This is a genomic window from Candidatus Amarolinea dominans, assembly GCF_016704685.1.
In the GTDB taxonomy this organism is placed as follows: Bacteria; Chloroflexota; Anaerolineae; order SSC4; family Amarolineaceae; genus Amarolinea; species Amarolinea dominans.
The window spans coordinates 1-20,077 of the sequence record NZ_JADIZS010000035.1 but is presented as its reverse complement, the minus strand read 5'-3'; the positions used below and the strand labels follow the sequence as shown (position 1 = coordinate 20,077).

At 63.3% G+C, this 20,077-nt stretch carries 16 protein-coding genes; 15 read left to right on the top strand and 1 reads right to left on the bottom strand.

Features of this window, described 5'->3' with window-relative positions; translation table 11 throughout:
- Nucleotides 1-56: 56 nt before the first annotated feature.
- The 4 genes from IPF85_RS19535 to IPF85_RS19520 all read left to right on the top strand — a co-directional run bounded on the left by IPF85_RS19535 (nt 57) and on the right by IPF85_RS19520 (nt 5,025).
- Nucleotides 57-2,801: a dockerin type I domain-containing protein gene (locus IPF85_RS19535; RefSeq protein ID WP_343409738.1), complete on the top strand. Its 2,745-nt coding sequence runs from the start codon at nt 57-59 to the stop codon at nt 2,799-2,801.
- A 155-nt stretch (nt 2,802-2,956) separates the two neighbouring features.
- Complete coding sequence (locus tag IPF85_RS19530; protein WP_343409737.1) at nt 2,957-3,406, top strand: MaoC family dehydratase N-terminal domain-containing protein; 450 nt, start codon at nt 2,957-2,959, stop codon at nt 3,404-3,406.
- 27 nt (nt 3,407-3,433) lie between these two features.
- Nucleotides 3,434-3,877: a MaoC/PaaZ C-terminal domain-containing protein gene (locus tag IPF85_RS19525; protein ID WP_343409736.1), complete on the top strand. Its 444-nt coding sequence runs from the start codon at nt 3,434-3,436 to the stop codon at nt 3,875-3,877.
- A 74-nt stretch (nt 3,878-3,951) separates the two neighbouring features.
- Nucleotides 3,952-5,025: a site-2 protease family protein gene (locus IPF85_RS19520; RefSeq protein WP_343409735.1), complete on the top strand. Its 1,074-nt coding sequence runs from the start codon at nt 3,952-3,954 to the stop codon at nt 5,023-5,025.
- A 106-nt stretch (nt 5,026-5,131) separates the two neighbouring features.
- Here IPF85_RS19520 and IPF85_RS19515 read toward each other — a convergent pair whose 3' ends face one another.
- Entirely contained in the window at nt 5,132-5,887 is a 756-nt protein-coding gene (locus IPF85_RS19515) for a hypothetical protein (RefSeq protein WP_343409734.1), read from the bottom strand.
- 207 nt (nt 5,888-6,094) lie between these two features.
- Here IPF85_RS19515 and IPF85_RS19510 point away from each other — a divergent pair, with 207 nt between their 5' ends.
- From IPF85_RS19510 to IPF85_RS19460, 11 genes are all read left to right on the top strand, one after another.
- Complete coding sequence (locus IPF85_RS19510; RefSeq protein WP_343409733.1) at nt 6,095-6,439, top strand: hypothetical protein; 345 nt, start codon at nt 6,095-6,097, stop codon at nt 6,437-6,439.
- Nucleotides 6,396-8,633: a DUF2723 domain-containing protein gene (locus IPF85_RS19505; protein ID WP_343409732.1), complete on the top strand. Its 2,238-nt coding sequence runs from the start codon at nt 6,396-6,398 to the stop codon at nt 8,631-8,633. The genes IPF85_RS19510 and IPF85_RS19505 overlap by 44 nt, the downstream gene beginning before the upstream one ends.
- Nucleotides 8,634-8,657: 24 nt before the next feature.
- A complete protein-coding gene (locus tag IPF85_RS19500; RefSeq protein WP_343409731.1) occupies nt 8,658-9,680 on the top strand; it encodes a TIGR03617 family F420-dependent LLM class oxidoreductase in 1,023 nt (340 codons plus the stop codon).
- A 43-nt stretch (nt 9,681-9,723) separates the two neighbouring features.
- Entirely contained in the window at nt 9,724-10,593 is an 870-nt protein-coding gene (locus tag IPF85_RS19495) for an NAD(+)/NADH kinase (RefSeq protein WP_343409730.1), read from the top strand.
- Between the two features lie 32 nt (nt 10,594-10,625).
- Nucleotides 10,626-11,510: a tetratricopeptide repeat protein gene (locus tag IPF85_RS19490; RefSeq protein WP_343409729.1), complete on the top strand. Its 885-nt coding sequence runs from the start codon at nt 10,626-10,628 to the stop codon at nt 11,508-11,510.
- A gap of 24 nt (nt 11,511-11,534) precedes the next feature.
- The gene (locus IPF85_RS19485; protein WP_343409728.1) at nt 11,535-12,317 is read left to right on the top strand and encodes an ABC transporter ATP-binding protein; all 783 of its coding nucleotides are present in this window, start codon (nt 11,535-11,537) and stop codon (nt 12,315-12,317) included.
- A gap of 56 nt (nt 12,318-12,373) precedes the next feature.
- A complete protein-coding gene (locus tag IPF85_RS19480) occupies nt 12,374-14,077 on the top strand; it encodes a hypothetical protein (RefSeq protein ID WP_343409727.1) in 1,704 nt (567 codons plus the stop codon).
- A 71-nt stretch (nt 14,078-14,148) separates the two neighbouring features.
- Entirely contained in the window at nt 14,149-16,242 is a 2,094-nt protein-coding gene (locus tag IPF85_RS19475) for a SulP family inorganic anion transporter (RefSeq protein WP_343409726.1), read from the top strand.
- Nucleotides 16,243-16,303: 61 nt separating this feature from the next.
- Nucleotides 16,304-17,290 carry a fructose-bisphosphatase class II family protein gene (locus IPF85_RS19470; RefSeq protein WP_343409725.1) on the top strand — a complete coding sequence of 329 codons (987 nt, stop codon included), beginning with the start codon at nt 16,304-16,306 and terminating at the stop codon, nt 17,288-17,290.
- A gap of 34 nt (nt 17,291-17,324) precedes the next feature.
- The gene (locus tag IPF85_RS19465; protein WP_343409724.1) at nt 17,325-18,050 is read left to right on the top strand and encodes a histidine phosphatase family protein; all 726 of its coding nucleotides are present in this window, start codon (nt 17,325-17,327) and stop codon (nt 18,048-18,050) included.
- 637 nt (nt 18,051-18,687) lie between these two features.
- Nucleotides 18,688-19,323: a hypothetical protein gene (locus IPF85_RS19460; protein WP_343409723.1), complete on the top strand. Its 636-nt coding sequence runs from the start codon at nt 18,688-18,690 to the stop codon at nt 19,321-19,323.
- Nucleotides 19,324-20,077 lie beyond the last annotated feature (754 nt).

The window sequence follows — 20,077 nt, the reverse complement described above, 5'->3', positions numbered from 1 at the left end:
GCATGAACCTCATGCATGAAAACAGACCGGGGATTGACCGGTTGGGAGTAACAACGATGACCACACGTACACCAGGGGACTTGCAGAAGCAACGAACACCAAGATGGGTGCGGGGAAAATGGGCCTTACGCCTGCTGATGGCGGCGGCCGTGTCTTTGGGGCTGATCGCCGCGCTCTGGCTGTTGCTCAGCCCGTCGCCGGCCCTGGCGCAGGACACAGCGCCAACCACCCCAACGCTGCTGGAGGTAAGAAACGAGGCCGGGGCTTTGCAGCCGGCCCTGGTGCTGACGCTGCGCAACAATTGCCATGACCCCACGGTCACCACCGTAACGAATCCTGCGTCATATCCCATCCTGCTCGATCTTGCGCCGGGCGATTGCCTGTTGGCGCTGGCGCCACAACGTTTTGTCACAACCACGAAGGAATTCCACCCTTTTCCCGCCTTCGCACCCTTCGGCGCCACCGGCAACATCGCCTACGTCACGGTCAACACGAATTGGACCGTGGGAACGGACGGCGCGCTCATTTCGCCGACGGTCAGCAGCCCTGGCCTTCCCATCCTTTTGACCACCCGCGCCGACGCGCCGCTGGTGCTCTTCAACCTGGTGATCTCCCTGGAATGGGACGCGCATGAGGCCCTCGAGCTGGCTGTCTTTGCCAACGCGCTGTCTGCCTTTGGCGCCGATCTGTTCGATGCCAGCAACGGTCAAATGACCCTGGGGCGGGCGCTGATCGTGGCCGGCGCTGAACACTGGCGCGATGCCGATTTTCAGATCATGGCCGGCAACGATGTCTGGCCCAACGCCGACGTCGGCGGTATCGTATCCAACGTGACGCAACTGGGCAACGGCATCGGCTTCCGCCCTGGTCATTTGCGCGTGGGCCGCGGCTGGGATGGCAACAGCGCCAACCAGGGCCTTTGGAGCCAGCCGACCGGCGCCCGCACCCTGGTGCATGAGTTCGGCCATTACGGACTGGCGCTGTTCGATGAATACCTTGGCCTGGCCCCGGACGGGACCGATTTTTCCTCCTACTGCACCATCTCGCCGTCCGATCCTGGCTATGCGGCCGATTGGGCCTCGCTCATGTCGTACCAGTACAAAGCCAACGAATTTGCCCTGCGCCGCGACGGCAATCCGATGCAGTGGACAGGGCGCTGCCGTCAGACGATCCAATTCCAGATGTACCACCTGTCGGACTGGGAGACGCTGGCCTCCCGCTTTGGGGACACCAACTCCCCGCCGCGCTGGCAGATCCAAATGCCGGTGAACGGCCCGAACCCTGGCCCAGAAGCGGCGCCGCCCGGGCTGACCTCGATCCAGGTTGTGCCCAGCCCCAGCGGGCCGCCGGTGCGCACCCTGGCCGTGTTCGGCGCACCCGGCTCGGTGGGCGAGTTACAGGTCTATCAATTCGCCGGGCTGAATCGCCCCAGCGGGCCGCGCCTGGTCAGCCAGGGCGTCATTACCGCGGGCAACACCCTGCGCCTGCTTGGCGTTTATGGCGGCGACGAGCTGCTGGTGATTGACCCGGAGGGCGTGGTTTATACGCGCACCGTCGTAGCCGGTCCCATCACCGCGCTGACCCTGACTCTGACTGCGCCCGGCTGGTCGCCCAACCTGTCGTTCACACCTTCCGCCAGCCGCCAGGTCACGGTCAACCTGAGCGGCGTCGGCGGATTGAGCGGACTAAGTGTGTCCCTCTACGAACGCGGCAGCGCCAGCCCACCGCTGAACCTGCCTCTCAGCAGCCAGTCCGGCATCTCCGTCGCCACTTTCCTCGCGCCCCTGCCCGATTTTGCCGGCTTTCTGCACATCACCGCGCAGGGCGGGCTGGAGACTGTGGCACCCTTTGCCCTCAGCGACGGCGCGCCCAGCGTGCATGATACGGCCCACTCGCCGCGCGCTGACGCGCACCTGGCGCGTACCGGGTCGGCCGCCCAGCAACCCGCCATCCTCTGGGATGCCCGCGGTCAGCCGCCGGCGCCGCCCGGCCAGCGCCTGATTGCCGCGCGCACCGGCTTCAGTGTGGCCGGCGCAACCGCGGTCAGCGAAGCAACCGCTGATTTGGAGGCGCCGCTGGCCCTGTGGCTCAACGTGCGCGACGATGAACTCCCCGGCGGCCGCCCCAGTTGTTTGACGCTCAATCAGTACGGGGCAACCGGCCAGGGCTGGACGCCGCTCGGCCTGGTCAACGAACTGCCGGTGCATGTCGTCTCGTTCCCGGTGAGCCACACAGGCGCCTTTGCCCTGCTGCGGCCGGAGGGGGCCTGCCTCTACAAGCGCGTCGACGCGCCTGATCCGGTCATCGGCGCGGTGGTCACCTACACCATCGGCCTGGACAATCCGAACAACCAGTGGCTGCGCGACGTGCTGGTGAGCGACCCCATCCCTCCCGTGCTCCTGCCGCTGACCATCACCAGTAACCCGCCGGGCCAGATGGGGTTCAACGGTCAAAACGCGCATTGGTTCGGCGACGTGCCGCCCAATGCACTCCTGGTCGTGACCATCACCGCGCAGATACGCAGCACCGCGCTGGTCAACCAGGTTGTGACGAACCAGGCCGCTGCGCAGGCGGCCGGGGGTACGCTGTTGTCCGCGCCGGCCGAATTCCGCACCTGCGCCCGCTATGACATCAACTGCGATGGGATGGTCAACATGACTGACATCATCGCCGCGGCTGAGGCCTGGAACGCAACCCTGGCCGGCGGCGGCTTCAACGCCCGCTTCGACCTGGATCGCGACGGCCGCGTGACCCTGCTGGACATTCAGACCATCGCCGGTCATTGGGAGTGGCACTGGTAGGCCCATCATAACACGCCAGGGCAAGGATGGTCAAACCTCTGAGCGTTTTACGAAGATCGCCCGGTCTGTGTTATGATGAAGATGATACGACTGTGCCTTCGCGGGCGGGCGCAATCGGACAGGTTGCGGCACAATGATCTATGGAGGAGCTTTTTATGCTCGATACCAGCTACATCGGCAAAGAACTGCCGCTCATTCGCTACCAGGTGGATCGTAGCAAGATTCGTGAATTGGCCACGGCGCTCGGCGATCCCAACCCGCTTTTTCACGACGTGGAGGCCGCTCGCGCGGCCGGCTATCGTGACCTGGTGGCGCCGGTCACCTTTCCAACGTTGTTCCGCTTCTGGGGCGGCACGGAAACGCGGGGCATCCTCACCCAGATGGGGGGCAACATCATGCGCCTGCTGCACGGCGAGGAGGAGTATGAGTATTTCGATGTCCTGCAGGCCGGCGACGAGATCACGGGGCGTCTCGAAATTGTGAGCATCGAAACCAAAGAAGGGCGTTCGGGCATCATGGATTTCGTCAAGACGCGGGCCACCTACCGCAATCAGAGTGATCAGGTGGTGGTCATAGCACGGGCCACGATGGTCCTGCGGCGATAGGCGTGCAGCCGGGAAAATGAGGCAAAAATGACCATTTACTTCGACGATATTCAGATCGGCGCTGCGCTGCCCACCGTGGTGAATGAGCCGCTGACGCAGATCCAGTTTGTGCGCTATTCCGGCGCGTCCGGTGATTTCAATCCCATTCATACCGTGGAACAGGCCGGCATCGAGGCCGGCAATAACGGCGTCATCGCGCACGGCATGTTGGTTGCCGGGCTGCTCGGCCGCGTGGTAACGAATTGGATCGAGCCGCGGCAGGTGCGCAAAATTGCCGTCCGCTTCACGGCCATCAGCCGCGCCGGTGATGTCATCACCTGTCGCGGCCAGGTGGTCGAAAAATTCGAGGTCGCAGGTGAAGCCCGCGTGCGCGGCGAGGTCGAGGCCGTGGATCAAAACGGTCAGGCCAAAGTCAAGGGTGAGTTCATCGCCGCCCTGCCCCGGCGAGTCGCGGGCAAAGGGAGTTCATGACTACTTCTTCAACTTTACTCCCGGCTGCTTCGTCCGGGCCGGCGGCTCCGGCCCCAGGCCTGGACGAGACGGCGGTGCGAGCTTTGCGCAGTGAATTGCAGGATCAGTTCTCCATAGAATCTATTACTTTTCCGGTCAATGCGGAACAGCCGATCCGCTTTGGCGGCCGTCTGCTCAACGCGGCCGAGCAGGCGTTTCCCATCATCCGCGGCCGCTTTCAGCGTCTCGGCTACACCCCAATTTTACGCCGCGCCGGTGATGAGGATGTGGTGCTCGCCATGCCCGGCGTCACCACGGCCCAGCCTGCGCGGGCGTGGATCAACGCGGCGCTCTTCCTCTTGACGCTGCTGACGACGCTCTTCATCGGCGCCAGCATGGAGATGGCGGATGGCGGCCTGCCCAGCACCCTGGCCGCGTGGCTGGCCGGTGTTCCCTTCTCCTTCACCCTGCTCGCCATCCTGGGCACCCACGAACTGGGGCACTATTTCGTGGCTCGCTGGCACAAGGTGGACGTGACCCTGCCCTACTTCATCCCGGTGCCGTTTGGCCTGGGCACCTTCGGCGCGTTCATCAAGATGAAATCACCTGTGGAGAATCGCCGCGCCCTGTTCGATGTCGCGGTGGCCGGACCGCTCGCCGGCCTGGTCGTGGCCCTGCCGCTGCTGGTCATCGGCCTGCTCACTTCGCCGGTCAGGCCGATCATCAGCGGCGGCGGCGGTCTGCAGGAGGGCAATTCGCTGCTCTATGGCCTGCTCAAGCTGTTGATCTATCACCAATGGCTGCCGGGCAACGGCGTGGATGTCCACCTCAGTTCGATGGCATTTGCGGCCTGGTTTGGCCTGCTGGTGACGGCCTTCAACCTGCTGCCGGTGGGTCAACTGGACGGCGGACACATCCTCTACGCCCTGGGTGTGACCTCACGCTGGCTCGGTTACGGTGTGCTGGCCGTGCTGCTGGTGCTGGGCGCATTGGCCTGGAGCGGTTGGTACGTCTGGGCGGCGCTGATCTACTTCGTGACCGGCCTGGAACATCCCGCGCCACTCGATGAGATCACCAGGCTTGATCCCCCGCGACGCTGGCTGGGCGCCATCGCCATCGTAATCTTCATCCTGCTCTTCGCACCGATTCCCCTGGCATCCATTCCGTAAATTCTCACACAGGGACACAAAGAACACAAAGGGTTCAGAGAATCCTTCTTGGTGTCCTGGTGTCCCTGTGTGAGCCAGATTGGTGTCTTTGTGTGAGGTTTTTCTGCTAAACCAGGGTGAGTTTGTCTTGCACGAGGCTGACCAGGAATCTGCGCTCGCCGGCGGTGACGAAGGAAATGGTAATCGCCATGTCATTGCCGTCTGGCTGCGCGGCGACGACCGTACCCCGACCGAAGCGGTCATGCTTGACCTCGGCGCCGGGCTTGTAGACGGTGGCGATGATGCGACCTGATTTGAACAGCGAGCCGCCGGGTGCGTTCGCCGGCTTGGCTTCGGCCTGGGCCGTCGCGATGGCGGCCATCTCCCGATCGCGCCAGGCATCCGCGTACTGCGCCACATCCTCTGACCGGCGCACCTGCATGCGCACCCGTTCCAGCGTCTGGCGCGCCTGGGCCAGGTTGGGCATCAAGCGTCCCTTGTCCACGCTGCGGCTATCGCTTTGCGCCACCACGCGCGAGGCCGTGGCCAGGGCGCGGCTCAACTCATTGAAAACGACGCGCGTTTCCTCCGCAGCCAGATCCACGTTGATCAGACGCACACCGTGCTGGCGGCACAGCTCCTCGCGCAACTCATCGCGCTGCACTTCTTCCAGCTCCTCCTGATCGCTCTTGCGCACCTTGCGTTGACCTTGCAGTCCTTGCAGCCGCACAGCGACCCCGACATCAGGATAGAAAAGATCGAGCTTGAGGAGTCGTTTGGTGTTTGGATTGCGTAACCAAGCTGGCGTGACGTTCTCTTCCACGGTAAAATCGCCCAGGATGCGGGTGAAAATCTCACGCCAGCCCATCGCATATTGCCACATAATCTGCCTCGTCGTTCTGTTTGGATGGCGGGCAGATTGTAGGTCAAGAGTGCATTTCGCGCAAACAACGCCCGGCAGCAGGCGGCCGCCAAGCGCACGCGCCCGGCGCCTTGTCACCTCTGCACCGGACATGCTATAATCAGATGGGCGCCGCTCGCGGTCGCCCACGGTCAGCAGACAACATATCACACCACAGGAGAGAAACCCATGGCACAAACAGCGCAAGAAAATGCAGGCGCGCAACCCACCCACCACGCGTCGCGACACCACGCGCCGGAGGGACTGGTGATCGTGGCTGAAGCCGCCGGCGAACTCAACGGAGAGATCATCCGTGGCCGGCTGGAGAGCGCCGGTATCCCGGCGGCTCTACAGTACGAGAGCATGGGCACCAGTCTCTTCCCCGTGCCCAGCGTCCCCCTGGGCGTTGTGCGTGTATTGGTGCCGCAGGAGTTCGCAGACGCGGCCCTGGCTCTCCTCAGCGTCGAGGCCGACGCCGACGATGCGTTCGATGAAGAAGCTGATGCCACCGCTGACGCCGATGACGCCAACTGAACGGCTGCGGCGCAGCGCAGAGCGCATCGTTCATCACCCGCGCCTGACCGCGCTGGCGCTCGCTCTCGGCGCCCTGCTCCTGTACCTGGTGACATTAGCGCCCAGTATTCCGCCCACCGACAGTGGCGAGTTGATCCTGGCGGCCTGGTTGCCCGGAGTGGCGCATGCGCCCGGTTTTCCCTTGTGGATCGTCTTGGGCTGGCTTTTCAGCCACCTGCTGCCCATCGGCAGCGTCGCCCAGCGTCTCAATGCTATGTCTGCCTTTTGGGGTGCGGCCGCCGTGGGCATGACCTACCTGCTGTTGCGCGCGGCGCTGCAGCCCGAAACCAGGGGACAGAGGCCGGGGATCAATGGCGATTCCCTCGTCTCTGCTCCCTGGTTTCTGGCTGTCTCAGCAGTCATCGGCGTGGCGGTCACCCTGACCTTCGCGTTCTCGCGCACGCTGTGGGCATGGAGCGTGGTGGCCGAAGTCTACAGCCTGCACGTCTTCCTGACGGCCACCATCTTGTGCCTGCTGCTGGCCTGGCGCCACCATGTGCAGCAGGGGGAGCCGCCGCGACAGGCCGGCCGCTGGCTGATCCTGGCCGCCCTGGTCTACGGCCTGGCCCTGGGCAACCATAACCTGACGATCGGCCTGTTGGCGCCGGCCATCATCTTCTGGCTGTGGAGCAACCGCCGCGGCTTGAACCTGCCCCTGATCGCCCTCAGCGCGCTGGCGCTGGCCCTGGGCGCGTTGATCTACCTCTATCTGCCCTGGCGCGCCAGCCAGGATCCGCTGCTCAATTGGGGCGACCCGCACAACCTGGAGCGCCTGTGGTGGCATGTGAGCGGCAAGCAGTACCGCGTCAATCTGTTCGGCGGCACATGGGAGAGCATGGGGCGTGAGCTGGGCGCCGGGCTGTTGCTGTGGACGCAGCAGTTCACGCCGCTGGCGGTCCCGCTGCTTCTCGGCGGCGTGTGGGCGCTGTGGCGCCGTGACCGTGCCCTGACCCTCTTTAGCCTGCTCGTGGCGTTCTTCGGCGTCAGCTACGCGGTCATCTACGAAATCGCCGATGATCGTGACGCCTATTACCTGGCCTCGTTCCTGGTCTCAACCCTGTGGCTGGCCGCGGCCTGGCAGTGGCTGCGCGATTGGGCGCTGGGACTGAACGCGGTGGTCCCCGCGCCGGCACGGCCCGCTGAACGCACCAAGGCGAGCGAAAATCGCACCAGGACGAGCCGCCGCCCGCCGCCCCAGCCGGCGCGAGGCGCCGACCAGCGGCGCCGGGCGCCGCTCCCCGCGCCGGCTGGCTGGCGACGTCTGCTGCCGCTGACCGTGCTGCTCCTGCCCCTGCTCACCCTGGCCTGGAACTGGCGCGAGGCCGATCATCGCCATTACATCTATCCGGCTCTCTATGCGCAGAACGCCCTGGACGAGGCCGCGCCTAACGCCCTGATCCTGACCGGCGACTGGCAGCTCTACGCGCCGCTGTTGACGCTGCAAGGAGTAGAACAGCAGCGGCCCGATGTCGCCGTGCTCGATGTGCTGCTCTTTCAGAATCGCCCCTGGTATCACCGCCAGATCGAACTGAGCCATCCTGATCTGCTGACGCCGGTGACAGCCGAGCACGAAGCCTTCCTGGTCAAGCTGCGTCAGTTCGAAGCCGATCAACTGGCCGAAGATGATGCGGAGATCAGTCAGCGTTACACGGCCCTGTGGCAAGCGCTGCTTCGAAGCGCACTGGCCACGCGGCCGGTCTATGTGACGCCGGAGGCGCTGGGGCATTTGCGCCAGTTTGAGCTGGACCTGAGCGGCCAGGCGCTGCCCGGCGGGGTGCTCTTGCGTCTGCTGCCCCAAGCGCCCACAGGGGCGCCGGCCCTGCCGCCCTTAGCCTGGAACGTAACGCCATTCAGCGAGGCCATCGCCGCCAATCGCTACCTGGATGAGCCGGCGCGCAAGATTCGTCGCGCCCATGCCGTCATGGCCGTCAACCGTGGCACGTTCAGCCAGCGCTTCGACCGCCCGGCCGAGGCGCTGACCGATTTGCAGTTGGCGACGCAGATTGATCCAACGTACAGCCTGGCCTATCTGCTGCTGGCCGATGTGCAGCAGCGCCAGGGCGACCTGACCGCGGCCCGGCGTTCGCTGCTGGCGGTGCTGTTCCTGGAGCCGGACAACGTGCAGGCACAACAGCGCCTGGCTGCCTTGAAATAACGCGTGATGCGGGAGTGAAGAGCGATGAAGATTGATGTCGTTTTGTCTTACGAACAGGGCATCCATGATGCCGGCACGGCCGCGCGTGCGGCTGAAGAACTGGGCTTCGATGGCCTATGGACGGCCGAAACGCAGCACGATGCTTTCTTGCCCCTGGTGCTGGCGGCCGAACACACCCGGCGCATCGAACTGGGCACGGCCATCGCGGTCGCGTTCTCGCGCAGTCCCACTGAACTGGCCTACACCGCCTGGGACCTGCAGGCGCTCTCGCACGGGCGTTTCATCCTGGGGTTGGGCACGCAGGTCAAGGCGCATATCGAGCGCCGCTTTGGCATGGCCTGGGATTCGCCCAGCGCGCGCCTGCGTGAGATGATCCTGGGCATGCGCGCCCTGTGGAACTGCTGGCAGAACGGCGCACGCCTCAACTTTCGCGGCGAGTATTACAAGCTGACGTTGATGTCCCCCTTCTTCAACCCTGGCCCCATCGAACATCCGCGCATCCCCATCTACATCGCGGGCGTGAACAAGGGGCTGTGTCAGTTGGCCGGCGAGTTGTGCGAAGGTTTCCATGTCCACCCCTTCCACACCGTCAAGTACCTGCAGGAGGTCACACTGCCCAATATCGGCATTGGACTGGTGCGCAGCGGCCGTCAGCGCAGCGATATCAGCCTCTCCAGCTCGGTCTTTGTCATCACCGGTCAGGATGCCGAAGCGCTGGCCGCCTCACGCCAGGCCGTGCGCAGCCAAATCGCCTTCTACGCGTCCACCCCAAGCTATCACAGTGTGATGGAAGTACACGGCTGGCTGGAGACCGCGGAGAAACTGGGCATGTTGGCCGCGCGCCAGCAGTGGCAGGAGATGGCCAGCCTGATCACCGATGACATGCTGGAGATCTTTGCCGTCAGCGGTGCGCCGGACGATTTGGCGGCGCAGATTCAGCAGCGCTATGCCGGCCTGCTCGACCGCGTCAACTATTACGTGCCCTTTGTGCCCGGTCAACAGGATGCGCATTGGCGCCGCGTCGCTGGGGCGTTCCATCAAGTTTGAGGTCAAATTGACCCTCCATCATCGGTCTGATACAATAGCCGCTATGCCAAATCATGCACCAGACAATCCGACTCTGCGCCGCATCGGTATTTTACACCATCCCAAAAAGCCGGACGCTCTGCCGTTGGCGGAACGGATCGCGACGGAGATTCAGCGCCAGGGGGGTCAGCCGTCGCTCTTCTCGGCCTGGGAAGAACAAGAAATCAGCGCTCATGTGCAGGAACTCGATCTCCTCATCACCCTCGGCGGTGATGGCACCATGCTGCGCGCCGCACGCCTGGGCGCTCGCTTCCACGTGCCCATGATCGGCGTCAAACTGGGCCGTCTGGGTTTCCTGGCCGAAATTCAGCCCGATCAATGGCAGGAACCGTTGCAGCAACTGCTGGCGGGCCACTACTGGCTGGAAGAACGCATGATGCTCGATGTCTCAGTCAAACATCATGCCAACGAGAACCCGCACGATCATCACTACGAGGCGTTGAACGATGTGGTGGTCAGCCGCGGCAGCTTGGCGCGTATCGTGCGTATCGCCACGTCGCTCGATGAGGGCTACGTGACGACTTTTGCAGCCGATGGCGTGATTGTGGCCACAGCGACCGGTTGTACCGGCTATGCCCTGGCGGCCGGCGGCCCCATTCTGCCGCCCGAACTGAAAAATATCCTGCTCGTGCCCATCGCGCCCCATCTCAGTTTCGACCGGCCGCTCGTGCTGGCGCAAGGCGCCACCGTCAGCCTGCAGGTCTTCGCCGATCATCAGGCCATCCTGACTGTGGACGGGCAGTTCGAGATTGACGTGCATAACGGCGACACCGTGATCGTCACTTCCAGCCCCAACGTCGCGCGTTTCTTGCGGCTGCGGGCGCGTAACTATTTCTATAAGACGCTGATCGAGCGGCTGAAGTGGAATGTATAGAGGGCAGAGGGCAGAGGGCAGAGGGCAATGAGATGGAAACTGTAGTGGAAAAATTAGCGCGTGCTTCGGCGGCGATGCGTGTGGGGGAGATGCAGCAGGCGCGCAGTTTGTACGAAGAAGCGATTGGCGACGCGCCAGACAATGTGGAGGCCTGGCTTGGTCTGGCCGGCCTGGTCGGCAGCCCTGACGACAAGCGCGCCTGCTTCGAGCTGGCCTTGCGGCTCGACCCGGCCAACCGGGAAGCCGTCGCCGGCATCGAGTTCCTGCGGCGTCGCAGCCAGATTCCCCTCAAGCAGGGTGAGGTCGCGCCGCTGCCCGATGCTACCCTGGGCAGCCTGATCGAAAAGACGAATCAACGTCTCGCCGCCGCAGAAGCGCAGGCCGACCGTGGCGCGCCGGCGCCCATCGCTGAGGAAGAACGGATCTTCTGCACCAATCATCGCACCGTCGAAACGATGCTGCGCTGCAACAAGTGTGATCGCCCCATGTGCGTACGCTGCGTGCGGCTGACCGATGTGGGCTACCGCTGCAAAGAGTGCATCACCGGCCAGCAGACCATCTACTTCAACGCGCAGTCGCTCGACTATCCGATTGCCTTTGGCGTCGGCTTCATCGTCTGCGCCATCGCCTCACCCCTGGCCGGGCTGCTGCTGGGCAGATTGGGTTTCTTCGGCCTGTGGATTGCCGTGCTGATCGGCTCCGCGGCCGGGGGCATCCTGGCCGAGATGATCCGCCGCGCCATCGCCCGCCGGCGCGGCCGCTACCTGTGGGTCGTAGCAATTGGCGGAATCCTGCTGGGCGTGCTTGTGGGCAATATCGCCATCTTCTTGTTCACCGGATTTTTTCCCCTTCTCAGCCTGGTCACGCTGATCTTCACCGGCCTGGCCCTGAGCACGACGTACGCGCGCCTGCGCTAAATTCATACTGGAATTCGATTTGATATGACATTGACAACAACTGCGAGTGACACATGGGCCATCGAGGCGCTTGGCCTGCGCAAGACCTACGGGCCGCTGGAGGCGGTCAAAGGCGTCAATTTACAGGTGCGCGGGGGCGAGATCATGGGCTTCCTGGGGCCGAACGGCGCAGGCAAGACCACCACGATCAAAATGCTGACCGGTCTCCTGACGCCAACGGCCGGCACCGCGCGCATCTGCGGCTACAACATCCAGGCCCAACCCATCCAGGCCAAGTCGTGCATCGGCTACGTGCCCGATACGCCCAACCTGTACGGCAAGCTCAACGCCTGGGAGTTCCTGCGTTTCATGGGCCGTCTCTATCGTGTGCCGGCCGCACTCCTGGAAGCGCGCGCGGCCGAACTGCTCAAGCTGTTCGACCTGGAAGAGGCCGCTGGCGACCTGCTGGAAGGCTACAGCCACGGCATGCAGCAGAAGATGGTCCTGGCCGGCGCGTTGATCCACAACCCGCAGGCGCTCTTCCTGGATGAGCCAACCGTGGGCTTGGATCCCAAGTCGGCCCGGCTGATCAAGGCTCTGCTGCGCCAGATTGCCGACCGCGGCAACGCCGTCTTCTTCTCCACCCACATCCTGGAGATTGCCGAGCGCATGTGCGACCGCGTGGCCATCATCAACAAGGGCGAGATCATCGCGGTGGGCACGATGCAGGAGCTGCGCGCCGGAGGCGTCAGCGGCTCGCTGGAGGACATCTTCCTCAGCCTGACCGGCGGCGCGGACTACGCGGAGCTGACCGAACTGCTTTCATAGCCACCCAGGGCCATCCGGGGCTGGAGCCACACAGACGAGTTTTGGTGTAGAAACAAATGATCGCTGATACCCTACTCTTATTGCAACTGCGCTGGCAGTTGAACTGGAATAACTGGCGTAAACGCACCCGCTGGCGCAAAATCCTCACCCTGGTGGGCGTGCTCTGGCTCACGGTCATCGGGGGCGGCCTCTCCGGCGCCATCGGCTGGGGCAGCGCGGCGGTGGTGCGGCGTTTCCTGGGCGCCGGGCTGGAGCCGCTCGTCCCTGGCTTGATCCTGACCGCGGCCGCGCTCATCTTGCTCTTCAGCGCGTTCAGCATCGCCCTGGGCAGCCTCTTCTTCAGCAATGACCTGGAACTGCTGATGGTGGCGCCGGTCAATCGCCGTGCGGTCTTCCTCTCCAAACTGCTCGATGGCATCGCCTGGTACTACGCCATCCTGGCGATCACGGCAGTACCGGGCCTGTTCGCCTACGGCTGGCGCCTGGGCTACCAGGTCTGGTATTTTTTGTTTGCCCTACTCACGCTGCTGGGCGCCCCCCTGCTCACCGCCGGCATCGGCGCATTGGCCGTCATGTTGGTGGCGCGCTTTGCCCCGGCCCACCGCGTGCGCGAGGTGCTCGGCTTTGTGGCGGCCATCTTCGGCCTGAGCTGCAGCCTGCTCGGCCAAACCTCGCGCTTATGGGCGGAGCGCTTCGAGCAGTTCGAATCCGATCCGCAGGCGCTCCTGGCTGCCGTCGAGCGTTTTTCCAATGTGCCCTTGCCCACGCTGGTGGCTGGTCGGGGTTTGGCCGCGGCCGGCTATGGCCGCGTCGGCGCCAGCCTGCTCGACCTGGCGGTCTTTCTCCTCATCACCTTCGGCTTTTTTGCCCTCTGTGTCGTGCTGGCCGACAGCCTGTACACCAGTGGCTGGACGCGTATGCAGAGCACGGGCACAGCGCGGCGCAGTGCGCGCGACCAGGCGCGCGCGCGGCGCGGCGGTGCGCTGGTCAATGCGCCCAGCCTGCTCACGATTGCGCTCAAAGATTGGCGCGTCATCCCGCGTGACCTGCGCAACTTTGCGCAGATGCTCTCACCGCTCCTGCTGGTGCCCATCATCTATATCAACATCGTCACCAACGGCGGCCCGCGCGGGCAAGCCAACATCAGCCAGTTTCTCGGTCGTTTCGAGGGCGGCGGCCCGCTGACGCTAATCGAGATCGGGCTGGCGGGCAGCGTCCTCTTCATCGCGTCGCTTGTCTTCACCCGCGTCGCGCTGACCAGCATCAGCATGGAGGGCAAGTCGTGGTGGCTGCTCAAGGCGGCGCCCCTGGGCAGTTGGGAACTGCTGCGCGGCAAATTCCTGAGCGCCTACATTCCCTTTGTCGGCCTGCATCTTCTATTGATGCTCGGCGCGGCCATCTGGCGCCGGTTCAGCCTGTTGGCCTTTACTTACACCACCCTGGGCACGTTGATCCTGGGCGCGGGCGTCATGGCCGTCTGCGTGGGGCTGAGCGTACCCTGGGCGCGACTCGACTGGGATGATCCGCGGCGCATGAGCTCTGGCTGGGGCGGCCTCATCGCGTTCATCATCCAGACCACCTACACGTTGATAGGATTGGCATTTCTGGCCCTACCCGCGCTGGCTGCCATGTGGCTACCCGCATGGGCGCCGGTTGCCTGGCTGATCGGTCCGGCCGGCGCGCTCGTGCTGACCTTCGCGGTCAGCTTCCCCATCCTCAGCTTTGGCGTTCAGCGCCTGGCGCGAGTGGGAGAGAGCTGACTATTGAGTAAGCCGTGAGTAAGGGTTTTTCACTTCCTGTTTCCTTTTTCTTGTCTCCGGCGGTACGGGCCGTGCCGCTTCTGTTTCTGCGCCCGGTTTATCTGCTGCGCACTTACCGCCGTACCAACTTGCAGCCGGACATGCTGGCCGGGCTGACCGTGGCGGTGGTGCTCTTGCCGCAGGCCATTGTTTTTTCGCTGCTGGCCGGGTTGCCGCCGCAGATGGGCATCTACACCGCGGTGGTGGCTGGCATCGTGGGCGCGCTGTGGGGCTCTTCCAGTCATCTCAACAGCGGGCCAACCAACGCTGCCTCGGTGCTGGCGCTCTCGATCCTGGCGCCCCTGGCCGCACCGGGCACTCCGCCCTTCATGGCCGCGGCCGGTATGTTGGCCGTCATGTCTGGCATCCTGCGCATCGCCATGGGCATTGCCCGCCTGGGCATCCTGGTCAACTTCGTTTCCGATTCCGTCATCGTCGGCTTCACGGCCGGCGCGGGCGTGCTGGTGGCCGTGGGAGAGGTGCGCCACCTGCTGCGCCTCGATTTCAGCGCCTCGGGCCTTTTGGACAACCTGATCAAACTGGCGCAGACCGCGCTGCAGGCGCATCCGCTGAGCATGGCACTGGGCCTGGGCGCGGTCGGCCTCATCTGGCTGCTCAAGCGGCTGAATCGGCGCCTGCCTGGCCCGTTGATTGCCCTGGGGCTGGCCGGCGCGGTGGTGGGCCTGGCCGACCTGGCGAGCGCCGGCGTCAAGATCACCGGTCAAATGCCGGGCGGGTTTCCGCCCCTGGCCCGCCTGCCGCTGCTCGACCTGACCCTGATCGGGCATCTCTCCACCGGCGCCCTGGCCATGGCGGCCATCGGGCTGGTCGAAGCCACGTCCATCGCCCGCTCCATCGCCAGCCAGAGCGGCGAGCGTCTCAACAGCAACCAGGAGTTCGTGGGACAGGGTCTGGCCAACATCGCATCCGGCCTCTTTTCCGGCTACCCTGCCTCCGGCTCCTTCAATCGCTCCGCGCTCAATCTTGAGGCCAAGGCGCGCTCCCCTCTGTCCAACGTCTTCGCCAGCCTGTTCGTCCTGATCGCCACGCTGCTGCTCGGCCCCCTGGTGGCCTTCGTCCCGCGCGCAGCCCTGGCCGGCGTGCTCATCGTGGGCGCCTATGGCATGATTGACCGCAAGGAGATGCAGCGCATCTGGCGCGGGGCGCGTGGCGATACGCTCATCATGGTGGTGACGCTGCTGGCAACCCTGCTGCTGCCCTTGCAATTTGCGGTCCTCTCTGGCATCCTGATGTCGCTGGGCTACTATCTGCTCAAAACGAGCATGCCGCAGGTGCGTTCGGTGGTGCCGGATGAGCACTTTCGCCATTGGATCTTCCAGCCCAGCAAGCCGGTCTGCCCGCAGTTGGGCGTGGTGGACATCCTGGGCGATCTCTACTTTGGTGCGGCCAGCCATGTGGAGGAGATGGTGCGGGCCTTGCAGGCGCAGCACCCCACGCAGCGTTACCTCCTGCTGCGCATGCAGAGCGTGGATCACTGCGACATCAGCGGCATCCACGCGCTGGAGAGCATTCTGCGTCTCTATCGCGAACGGGGCGGCGACGTCTACTTCACGCGGGTACGCGAGCCGGTATTGAAGCTGATGAAATCCACCGCCTTCTACCGGGATGTGGGCGCCGATCACTTTCTGGGTGAAGACGACGCGGTCGAACACCTCTTCTACCATGTGCTCGACCCCGCCATCTGCATCTACGAGAGCGATGTACGCGTCTTCCGCGAGTGCCAGAACCTGCCGCGGCCAGAGTACAGCGTGCCGATCGTCCTGCATACCGACATTCCGGCCGGTATGCTGACCGAGATCGAACCGCGCGCGCTCTGGAATCGCCTGCGCGAACAAAGCGCGCCCATTGTCGTGGATGTGCGTGAGCCGCGTGAGTTCATGCGGGGACACATTGCCCAGGCACAGAATATCCCATTGAATGAGCTGCTGACCCGACCGCTGACCCTGCCGCACGACCGTTTGATCATTCTGGCCTGCCGCGCCGGGCGGCGCAGCGCACGCGCCACCTACGCGCTGCACAACCAGGGCTATAACAACTGCGGCGTGCTCAAGGGCGGCATGCAAGCCTGGGAAGATGCCGGCCTGCTGGAAGCGGTGGATGGGTAACTGTTTTCGCGGCCGGGAGTTCCGAACTCGTTCGGGGAGCCGCCAAGAGAGGTTTTGAGATATGCCAAACGCACCTTCGATGGTCAAAGTCGTCACCTCACGCAACCTGGGTCTGGATTTGGTCCGCGCGACGGAAGCTGCGGCCCTGGCGGCCGGGCGCTATGTGGGCTTGGATCATCCCGACGAGGCCGATCACATCGCCGGTGACGCGATGTACCAGATCCTCAACTCGCTAGACATGGACGGCTATATCGTCACCGGCGAAGAACTCAAACTGGGAATGCATTCACCCTTCGACACCGGCGCCCGCATCGGCACCGGTAAAGGGCCGATGTTGGATGTCGTGGTGGACCCCATCGAAGGCCGCAGTTTGCTGGCTTCGGGACGATCCGGCGCCATCGCCGCCTGCGCGGTGGCGCCGGTCGGCAGCATGTGGGCGCCGCAGCAGGCCATCTACATGGAGAAGATCATCGTGGACGCCGAGGTGGCCCCCGCGCTGGTGCCGGAGTGCATGGACGCGCCGGCCGCCTGGACGTTGGCGCTGGTGGCGCGCCTCAAGAAAAAGGACATTCACGACCTGGTGGTCTTCGTGCTCGACCGGCCGCGCCATGCCGAGCTGGTGGATGAAATCCGCCGCGCCGGCGCCCGCGTCATGCTGCGCGCGGCCGGCGACGTGGCTGGCGCGCTGCTGGTGGTGGCGCCCAACGGCCGCGCCGACATGCTGATGGGCGTGGGCGGCGTGTCCGAGGGCATCATGGCGGCCTGTGCGGTGCGCGCCCTGGGCGGCGGCATGTTGGGACGCCTGGCGCCGCAAAGCGATGTCGAGCGCGAGGAGATCAAGATTGCCGGGCTGAGCACGCGACAGATCCTCAGCGCGCGCGAGATCATCGCCAGCGACAATATCTTCTTTGCCGCCACCGGCATCACCGATGGGCCGCTCCTGTCTGGCGTGCGCTATCACGGCAAACGGGCCGAGACCCATTCGTTGATCCTGCGCGGCGAAACCGGCACGCGGCGTCTGATCTACGCCGAGCACGTGCTACGCTAACTCATTCATCCTTTGTGCGGAGGTTCTTCGAGTCGTGGAGCTTTATCTGATTCGCCATGCCCAGTCCACCAACAACGCCCTGCCTGACCAGACCCTGCGTGTGGAAGACCCACGCCTGACCGACATGGGCTGGCAGCAGACGCGGCGCCTGGCCGATTACCTGGCCGCGCAGCGCCTACCCGCGACCGAGGCGGCGCACCTGGCGACCAACGGCAGCAATGAATTCAATCAGCAGGGCTACAGCTTCACGCGCCTGTTGGTCAGCCCGATGACGCGTACGCTGCAAACCGCCCAGGTGCTGGCCGACGCGCTGGGGTTGATTCCAGAGGTGTGGGCTGACATTTTCGAGGTGGGCGGGATTTATCTGGACTATGGCGGACCGATTGGCGAGGTGGGACTGCCGGGCCGCACGCGCACCGATCTGCAGGCCGAATTTCCGCAGGCGATCTTGCCGGACGCCATCGGCGAAGATGGCTGGTGGTGGGGCGGCCGCGAAACCCGGCCGGAGAGCCTGCTGCGCGCCGGCCGGGTGATGGAGCGCCTGGCCGCATGGGCTGGCACGGACGAGCGCATCTGCATGATGACGCACGGCGCGTTCAGCGACCGCCTGCTCAAAGTCTACGGCCAGCAGGCGTTGGATGGCGTGGCCTATTTCTTGGTCAACACCGCGATCTCGCGCCTGGATGTGCCAGCCGCGGGCCGCATCTCTATTCGCTACCTCAACCGCTGCGCACATCTGCCGGCCGATTTGCTCACGTAAAAATGCTTTTGCGTTGAGGACCGCCCCGTGAATGAATTCACGGTCTGATACACCGAAACCTGCTGAAGCAGGTTGGTGTTGGGTGTGTCAGCTCGAGGCGTAAAATTCATGGCAGAACGAATTCACAAGCTGAACCACCCGTGAATGAGCATCGCTCTCCCGAATATCCTTTGCGTCTTTGCGCCCTGGCGTCTCTGCGTTGAGGACCGCCCCGTGAATGAATTCACGGTCTGATACACCGAAACCTGCTGAAGCAGGTTGGTGTTGGGTGTGTCAGTTCAAGGCGTAAAATTCATGGCAGAGCGAATTCATAACCCCAACCACCACAACCCCACAAGACCAGTTCCCACCAGCGCAACCCGCTTGAGCGGGTTTGACGTATCAGACACCGAATTCATTCGGTGGGCTTGATACTCCGCGGTGAATTCGTCTGGATTTGCTGAGGCAGGCCGGCAGCCCTTGCCAAAGGCCCGAAACTACGGTAAAGTGGAGAATGCAAGGCGGAAATCACCGCCGAGGGCGCAACATAGCTCACACGAAGACACCAAGACACCAAGACGCCAACCGATTCCTTTGTGTCTTAGTGGCTTTGTGTGAGAATTCCTTGAAGAAGTATTTCCCTGTCTGGAGGCTGACGATGAAAACTCGGCGTCAATTCCTATGCGTAGCCTGGCTTGCTGTCTGCGCGCTGCTCCTGCTGAGCGCCTGCCGCGGGCCGACGCCCATCGCCGGCCGCGTGGCTGAGATCACCGCCACGAGGGGCGCATCGAATACGCCGCTTCCCGCCCCTGACACCGCCACCCCAACCGCCACCCCCACCCGGCCGGCCATTGACACCGCCACCCCAACCGACACCAACACGCCGATTGTAGACCCCACCGAAACATCAACACCCACCCCAACGGCCGAGATGGTGATGGGACCGGCGATTGCGGGGCTGAGCCTTAAGCCCGATGGCAAGGGCGGGATGCAGTATGTGGCGGAAAAGGGCAATCCCTACGGCGTTGCCGTGGGCGAGGTTGTGGGGCGACCTACATCAATTCAGGTGAAAGGAATTGGAGGCAAAGTAAGGAATCCAATAGACGGAACATTTGAGGAAGTTGGATTTGTTCGCCAAAGCGCTGTCGTAATAAGCAACCCAAAAGTATTAGCCTATTTTACCAATAAAGAAAATACACCTGAAAAGGTTCGAGGAACAATGAGTGAGTGGAGATCGCGTTGCCGTTTAGCCTTGGGCCTGAGACGAGGATGTGGGGGATTCAAAGGGTCCTAAGCCGCCGTCGGCTTCGCGGTTGCCAATTCCCCAGCTGACAAATTACCACAGATTAACCCCGTTTCTAAGCTGCTTCTGGGCCCCGTTGGTAATTATAAGCATAGCGACATTCAATCTATTGGTATATTTTTTCCTAAAGGCAAGGCGCCTCAAGAAAATGTCCACCTGGACAGTTAAAGATTTTTTTTCACAGGCAAGCGAAAAATTATCAAAAAAGGACTTCGTCAAGGTATGCCTTCGTTGGCTCCTCTTATTGAAGACATTAGTAGCCAAATTCCTCCGCGTTATAGCGAGCGCCCTGAGGCGCTTTGGCAATGCCCCAATCTTAACGGTGGTACATCGTTTAGATTAAGCAATTTCCTTCGTGTCAATAACGGGGTCTTCGATTTCATCGGTGCAAAATGAGTTGATTTTCTCGCTGATCTTCCTCTATACTGATGTGTATAGAGGCGCAAACTACTTTACTTTCTCTTGCCTTCTGTTTGTCCGTTATCCTCGTTTTGGTGTCGATCGCTTTGCGACCCGCCAGCCAGGCAATAACCAGACTACATCCGCTCCTAACCCTTCTGCCCGTTTTTTTCTGCCCGGTACCCAAACGGTACTGCAAAACAGGTAAGGTCGTTTCTGCCTAAAGGCCAATACGCCGGGGTAGGCTATGCTTTGCCGTAGGGAGCGGGTCTGTATGCGGTGTTTGGCGGGGTCTGCGGCCCGGGTGGGCAGTGTATCGTCCGCCGGCCAGGAGCCTCTGATCATT